Here is a 7,125-nt window from a genome sequence, read left to right on the forward strand (position 1 = left end):
TGCATCATTTTTACCTGATAGGTTGCAAGCCCCGACAATACTGGCCGCTGGACCTGTTAATATTGTTTCAATTGGTTTCTCCATGGCAGCTTTGATATCAGTAAGGCTACCATCACTTTTAACAATCATGATTTGTGCGTTAATGCCAAAACTACCTAGAACCATTTTAATTAAATCAATCCATTCAGTAATAATCGGCAGCAACTTAGCATTTAGATATGCGGTAACCGTTCTCTGGTAAAAGCCAAGCGATGTCGCTAGCTGGTGTGCACAAACGACAGGTAAATTCAAATGCATTTGAGCTAGTTCTTTTGCTCTCAGTTCGTGCTCAGGGTTACGTACACTGCAAAAGCCGGATATTGCTATTGCGGAGACTTTATTTCTAAATCCCTTGAAGGCTTGAACCAAGGTCTCTTCATCTAGCTGCTCGTAAGCCATCCCGCCGGTATCATGACCACCGTTAATGACTACGCAGTGACCGCCGGGCAACTTTTCTATCAGTTGATTGCCAATAATAATTACACCAACCTCAGATCCCTTACCCTCCACAACGGCATTAGTCGCTAGAGTTGTTGATAATGCCACCATGCTGATTTCTTCATAGTTGTCGTACGCTAAGTTTTCTATGCAATTTTTAATTCCAATAGCAAGATCTGTTCTGGTCGTACGGGCTTTGGCTTTCTTTAAAATCACCCCTGTGCCGAGTTCTACAATTACTCCGTCGGTATAGGTTCCACCAGTATCAATTCCTAAAACTATTCGCATATTTACTCCTCTCATATGAAATGAAATAAAGATGCATCTTTACCTGGGGGTATTACAAGAAATTCCTCCCCCCAATTACCTTTGAACAAACCCCTGAAATAATCCAACTCCCCCACTATCTCATAGTGCTCTACATTTAAGAACCGAGCTACTTCCCGACTGTATTCAACTTCCTCTTTACAGTTGTCAATGGTGTGAATAAATACAATTCTCTGATAATTCCTATATTGCTCCTCCATAAACCATCGCGCTTTAGTTTCACCATATTTATCACAATACCTATAGAAGCTGGAAAGAGGATCCCCTTTCTCTTTTATCCATCCTTTGCTTAGATAGTAGGTAGCAGGAAACTGCTTAAACTCTTTATCGTAATGTGCTCTTGAACCAAGCAACAAACTTATACAATCATGAACCCTGGGAAATACCATTGTTTGCTTAGGAGTCTTAAGCCCGAGTACACCATTCGAACATAAGCCGTATCCAAAAAGCAGAGTCTCATATTCTTTGGATTTATCAATGCATTCTTGCAGCTTCACACGGAGTTTATCTGGAGTATTGTGAAGCCCATATTCTAAAAAATCATAGTCGATATCCTTTGGCAGCACTGCCATGATTTCCGCTTCTAGAGTTCGACAAGCGATTATTTTGGTTTTGTTCATAGACACCTTCCCCTACATTTAATTAAGGCAGACAATAGATCTTGAATTGATTTCCTACCTACATTAACTTAAGCAAGAAATGTGCCAATAAATTAAACTATATAATTTATTGGTATTTTACTGTAACTCGGAATAAGTAGACGCTCTTATGACAAACCACGATTGACTTTAAAAGTCAATCGTGGTTTAGATATTCTAGAAGTGAGCCACAGTGGCTCAAAATGACAATGCCAAAATGATCCACCCCGACCACATTAAAATCCTGTATGCTAGAATTGCTGAGACAAAAGCGACAGGAGGTTTTATAGGTGATCGAGGTGGATCAATGTGAGTCAAGTGACGGTTCTTTGACTCAAGGTATTTCATTAACGCTAAACAATTTACCACTAATTTATTCCTTGAAAATACACAGAATTCCTGCCAAATCAACAAAATTTGCCAGGAGTTCTCCTATTCTTTCGCCATTACCAGTGATACGGTTCTCCCCCGACTAATATTAAACGAACATGTTACTTTAATGTACATGGCACCAGTGGCACGTACTATAGCCGCAACTAAAAAATACCGGTTTATCTTCTTCTCGCGCCTTGGCAAACGCTTCTTCGCCCCAAGGGTACCAGTCTATTGGATTGTGGGCATGTTGTAATAGGTAGGGACTTTTTTCATTAGCTAGGTGGTTTACGTGCTTCGTCGTCACTTACCATCACCTCATTTTTCATAGCTACCATTTAGGATTTGCTTGTAGGTGATTTTACATACGTTTTATTGTGGATAATCGTTATTTGTTAGTAATTATTTATATTATAATTGGTATGTTGTGGTAAGTCAATATGCAAAATGCCATAAAGAAAAAGGCGTGTCTGTATTCCTAGCCAACAAATCTTAGCCATATTTGTAATGAGAAACAAAAAAGAATCTCTTTGCTTCTCCCACTATTACGTTTAATAATCTAAATTTCTATGACATATATAAATTTTGGAACTGGCTCTTTGCAAATTCATCAGTCATACCACCAATTAAATCGGCAATATTTCTCATAAAAATACTATGCTTCAGAAAATCATTAGACTCATTTCCACTTGAAGCTATACCTTGTAATATCTCTATTTCAGCTTCAACTTCATCTTTTTTCCCTTTTCGAATGTCTATATAATCGATGCCTACTACATTCAACTGTTTATTAATTCTTCTTATAACATTATCCGGCAACTGGCGTGGGTTAGAATAGTATGCTTTAAATAGCTTGCGTACTATATAAGCTGATTTTCCATCAAAACAATTTACTTCCTGAGAATTAAGTATCCGTGTTTTTATAATTTCCTCAATATTTTCCAAAACAAACTTATCGTTATCACTAAATTTAATGACCTGTGTAGTAATAACAGGATTAGAAAAAAATGTTGGATTTTCATTTGTATATATTTCCATATTTTTAAGAGCTTCTTTAGTAAGTCTCTGTATAAAATATTCTAATATTGCGGGTGTAATCACCGCTCTTTTTAAGTCAGCTTCATCTATCATATCGCGATTAATTTTTTCAATTTTTGCAACCCATTGGTTAATTAAATTAGCTATCTCTTCAAACCTTGAATCTTTTGTGGCCTCTCTCTCTAATTCTTTTATTAAGTCTTCTACAGTAAAAACACCACTTGCTATACCATCATCTAGATCATGCCCTCTTTGTGCAATTTCATCCGCTAACTCAATAATTTGCCCTTCTAGAGTTGTGCAAAAATCATATTCCAAATGAAGATATTTTGGACTACCAATAATTAGAAATTCATTTATGTTAAAGCATTTTGTCAAACACTGCTCACAATTACGTTTTGATGCTTTATGTTTTTTAATACCTGTATGTTTCAAGACATAAATGTATCAAAATATAATTTTTCACCATTAAGCTAAACTAGAATATAGGTTATCCCTTAAACCTTGTTAATTTGACTGTATTTTATATTACTGCCAAACCTTCGTCAATAATTTGTCAAAGGTCATCCTATGCCTCTCTGCAGTATAATATGGTATGTGCCCGATATAGCTAAATTTAGGCAATACAAATCTACATAAAATACTTAATTATCCTCATCTTCTTCATTATTTATACCTTCATTTTGCCAGTCTTTCACAATACCTTGCCATTCAATACTTCTTTTTTCAATGCCTGTCCAAACGTCCCAAAACTTAGGATCGTCTGAATTTGGCCTTTTCGTTCTATCTAGATCGTTCATTTCAAGGAGAACAGGAATAGGAGCCGCCCATCCCAATAAAATAGCTTTTCTAGTCGGTAAAACAGGCAACTCACTCAAAAGGCTACCTAAATTATCTGGAATAAGCCTTTTTACTAATTCCTGATCTTTATCATTTACAATCCTGTGTAAAAGAAAAGTATTACATTGTGACAATACTGTAGGGGAAAGTTCCGAAGGTCGCTGTGATGAGAGGAGTAAACCAAGCCCAAACTTTCTTCCCTCTCTTGCAATTCGCTCAAAAGTCTGACAACACATTTTTTGTGGCGAAATTTCATCATTAGCATCACTAAATTTACGAATAAACGTATGAGCTTCTTCCATAACAATCACCGTAGGCAATTCAATTTTGTTGACTTTGCGATATCTCTGAAGTGCCTCAAAAATAATTCTAGAAATAACAGCTACAACTAAATGAATAACATCAACTGGAACAAGCGAAAGATCTATTATTGCAACATTTCCGTTTTCCGGTTTATCGTTGCCAATATAGTCATTAAGCCATGTTGTAAGATCTATACCGGGCTCTGTTCCAATAACAGAAGACATCCTTGCGTCAGAAAGCATCGTTCGAACACGCATAATCAGAAAATCTAGATATTGTTGGGCATTTTGTTCTTGAGCTAGTCGTTCAAGAAAATTTGGCAAGTCTTCTCCATTAAAGTTTATGAGTGAATCTTCACCTGGTCCTTTATATCTTTTAACTCCCCCACAACTCTTTAAAAAGCACTTAATTAATTCTATTGCCGTTTCAACCTGCTCTTTATCAAAATCATTATAATATTCAATTGTTTCTTCACCTTTTGAAAAAGTCCCATATCTTGAATCTGAATCATTTTTAAGCCGTTCGATAGCTTTTCTAATTCTGATTTTAAACCTTCTGCACCTAACTTTTGGCTATCATGCATAGCATCTCTACTTATACTGTGTATTTTTTTCCCAAAATCATTCTTACCAGGTTTTCCTTTATATGTTGACGCACCTTGTTTTAAATCTTTCGTTACTTCAACTAGACAACTTGAATAATCACGTTGCATTTTTAAGACAAAATCATCACTACAATCCGTTGAACCCCTTCTCACATCGCGCAATGCTTGTCTTAATAACGGTCTTTGCGTTCTTCCACTTGCTTGTGCAACAGCACTCCATTCATAACTATTCCACATCCATGCCGGAACCCTTAATTGCTTTATATCCTTTTCTGTTTCATCTACTTTTATTTTAAATTTTCTAGGCTTCAAGTCGTCAAACGTATTTAAATATTCACCATTGGGATCTAGAATTATAAAACGAGCATTTAAATAATCAGGTATGCTATTATTTTGCTTATGTAACTTTTTCTGTTCTTCTAACGCTGCCTCTAGGGACCATCTAATTACACCTGCAACTGAACAGGACTTCCCACTTCCCGTATTCCCAAGAATAGCAAAGTGCCTCCCAAAAAGTTTATTGGGATCAATCTTTATTGGGGTATTTACCGCAATTGGTGAGGTGCCAATTTTTACTTTGGCACCCGCTTCTTTATTCTCGATTATTGCTTGTAATTGCTCCTGAAGCGGCATTACTACTGTATCACCTACAGAGGGAAAACTAAAAACGCCTCTTTCTAATTCATAATCATTTCCATTAATTTTTAAAGTTCCCAAAGGGTTAAGAGATATTTTTCGCAAAGGATATGGTAAGTCAATAACATCAAAATCTCTTAATCCTTTCCTTTTGGGATACTGTGAATATTCGACTCCCATCCAAGAGATAATCCCCACTAATGCACCCATTTCATTAGGAATTAAAACAAAACCATTAATCTTAGGAAAAAGTGTGGGAACACCGGTATTAAGAGCTGTAGTTTGAGGCGCATTTATGTCAAGCAATACTTTTATTTCTGAAGGTGAAACAAACTCTACTGTTCCAATAGCAAGATCACGTAATTTATCAAAACTCATTCCATTATCCATTGAATAACGCTCCATCAATGTTATTACTATTTTTTTTATTGTCTTCTGTTAATCCACGTCTTTCGACATTTTTCTGCATACGTTCTGTTAATCGATCAATAGCAGCTTTGGGCAAATATGAATCAACTAAGGTCCTAAAATCTCCAAAATGATTACCAATAAGTAAAGTAAATTGAGATTGATTATTTTCCTGAATAAAGTTCTCTATTCGCCCCGAAGCATTGTCATAAGAAATAATTACAACATGAGTTGATGGTATAACCAGCATGTCTCTAATTATACGATTGATGTGTGAATCCCCAAAGCCATACCCATATGTAACGAGTACAGAATTGGGGCGACATATAGCGGAGGCAAAATCTCTAAATAACTCAGCGTAAGGGTAAAATGCTGTATCAATTCCTTTATATGAGTTTGGATAGATTACGAGATGATCTGATGCATCTTTGGGTACTTCCGGATGATCCTGCGAAGCACCAAAAGGCAAAGCAGCTTTAATAATCATTCCATCTTTAAATCTCCAATCTATTGATCCATGCAATTTGGTTAATTTAGTTACTCCTTCAACATATCTTGGTTCTCCACGAATTCCCGGCGGGTTATAATGATAATCTAATTCTATTTTGGAAGCCCTAAATATAGGCTGAACTTTTCCAATAAAACGATCTAGTGTATAAATACCTGCTAAATCACAACCATATTCTATAAATCTATCATAATTAGTAGTAAAAATCTGCAAACGATCCCGTGAGGCAGCCCGACTTGCAAAACTAATCAAAAAAGACTTTAAATAACTAAGTGCCTCTCTTGACTTTTCTTTATCTAACTCAAAATTGTATTCCGTTTCAAGAATATTTTTTATAAAATCCGATAATTTATTATCTATTTCATTCTTTAAATAGTTAGCAAGCTCTGTTTGCTGAATCTGAAGTCCCCTTAATAATTCTAAGGCGGTGCGCAAATCGTCTTCAATGTTTGCTTGTCCTCTTGCCATCTCTACAGAAGATCTGTCTGCCCATTCCTGAATTTCTTTTTTAAATATGCCGAATTCAGATCGTTCCATACCTTGAGAACGCTTACCCGCTAACGTCGTAATTGCAGTAGTTAATCCTGCACCAGTTAAAAGAGAAAAATGTTCACTCTGAAATATTGCAGTAAGCCACGGTTCAATTTTTTTACGCCACTCAATACTTTCTTCACTAAGATCATCCATTGAAAAAAATTCATTACTAATTTTTAGAATATGCTTTTTATTCCAATCAATATTATATTTATCCATATATTCCCTCTTCATATAAATTTAGTTTACATATCAATCTAATAGACACATCAAAGTTTTTAGGCACTGTTACTCTTTTATTTTTATATTCCTACAAAACAAAGAAACTCCTGCCAAATTAATACAAATTTAGCAGGAGTTTCTCAACTTATTACATCATTCAATTATTTATATAAAACATCTAGCCTCAAACTACCGTCCTCGCGATTATAAACAATCCT

At 35.6% G+C, this 7,125-nt stretch carries 7 protein-coding genes; all 7 read right to left on the reverse strand.

What is annotated here, in order from left to right:
* A partial coding sequence (locus BLR65_RS28225; protein WP_281241620.1) for a hydantoinase/oxoprolinase N-terminal domain-containing protein occupies positions 1 to 765 on the reverse strand: 765 nt, incomplete at its 3' end.
* 11 nt (positions 766 to 776) lie between these two features.
* Positions 777 to 1,424 carry a DUF1638 domain-containing protein gene (locus BLR65_RS28230; RefSeq protein WP_093798093.1) on the reverse strand — a complete coding sequence of 216 codons (648 nt, stop codon included), beginning with the start codon at positions 1,422 to 1,424 and terminating at the stop codon, positions 777 to 779.
* A gap of 514 nt (positions 1,425 to 1,938) precedes the next feature.
* Complete coding sequence (locus tag BLR65_RS28235) at positions 1,939 to 2,121, reverse strand: DUF255 domain-containing protein (protein ID WP_211285104.1); 183 nt, start codon at positions 2,119 to 2,121, stop codon at positions 1,939 to 1,941.
* A gap of 260 nt (positions 2,122 to 2,381) precedes the next feature.
* Positions 2,382 to 3,287, reverse strand: a complete 906-nt coding sequence (locus tag BLR65_RS28240; protein WP_093798095.1) for a deoxyguanosinetriphosphate triphosphohydrolase family protein — start codon at positions 3,285 to 3,287, stop codon at positions 2,382 to 2,384.
* 209 nt (positions 3,288 to 3,496) lie between these two features.
* On the reverse strand, positions 3,497 to 4,318 hold the full coding sequence (locus BLR65_RS30665) for an ATP-binding protein (RefSeq protein WP_093798097.1): 822 nt from the start codon (positions 4,316 to 4,318) through the stop codon (positions 3,497 to 3,499).
* A gap of 92 nt (positions 4,319 to 4,410) precedes the next feature.
* A complete protein-coding gene (locus BLR65_RS30670) occupies positions 4,411 to 5,625 on the reverse strand; it encodes a helicase HerA domain-containing protein (RefSeq protein ID WP_093798099.1) in 1,215 nt (404 codons plus the stop codon).
* Complete coding sequence (locus tag BLR65_RS28255) at positions 5,618 to 6,904, reverse strand: SIR2 family protein (RefSeq protein ID WP_093798101.1); 1,287 nt, start codon at positions 6,902 to 6,904, stop codon at positions 5,618 to 5,620. The genes BLR65_RS30670 and BLR65_RS28255 overlap by 8 nt, the downstream gene beginning before the upstream one ends.
* Positions 6,905 to 7,125 lie beyond the last annotated feature (221 nt).

This window comes from Sporomusa acidovorans (genome assembly GCF_900101845.1).
Taxonomy (GTDB): Bacteria; Bacillota; Negativicutes; order Sporomusales; family Sporomusaceae; genus Sporomusa; species Sporomusa acidovorans.

Coding starts and splice junctions, on each gene's coding strand:
- BLR65_RS28230 (WP_093798093.1), bottom strand. CDS start 1,424: ATGAACAAAACCAAAATAATCGCTTGTCGAACTCTAGAAGCGGAAATC.
- BLR65_RS30670 (WP_093798099.1), bottom strand. CDS start 5,625: ATGGATAATGGAATGAGTTTTGATAAATTACGTGATCTTGCTATTGGA.
- BLR65_RS28255 (WP_093798101.1), bottom strand. CDS start 6,904: ATGGATAAATATAATATTGATTGGAATAAAAAGCATATTCTAAAAATT.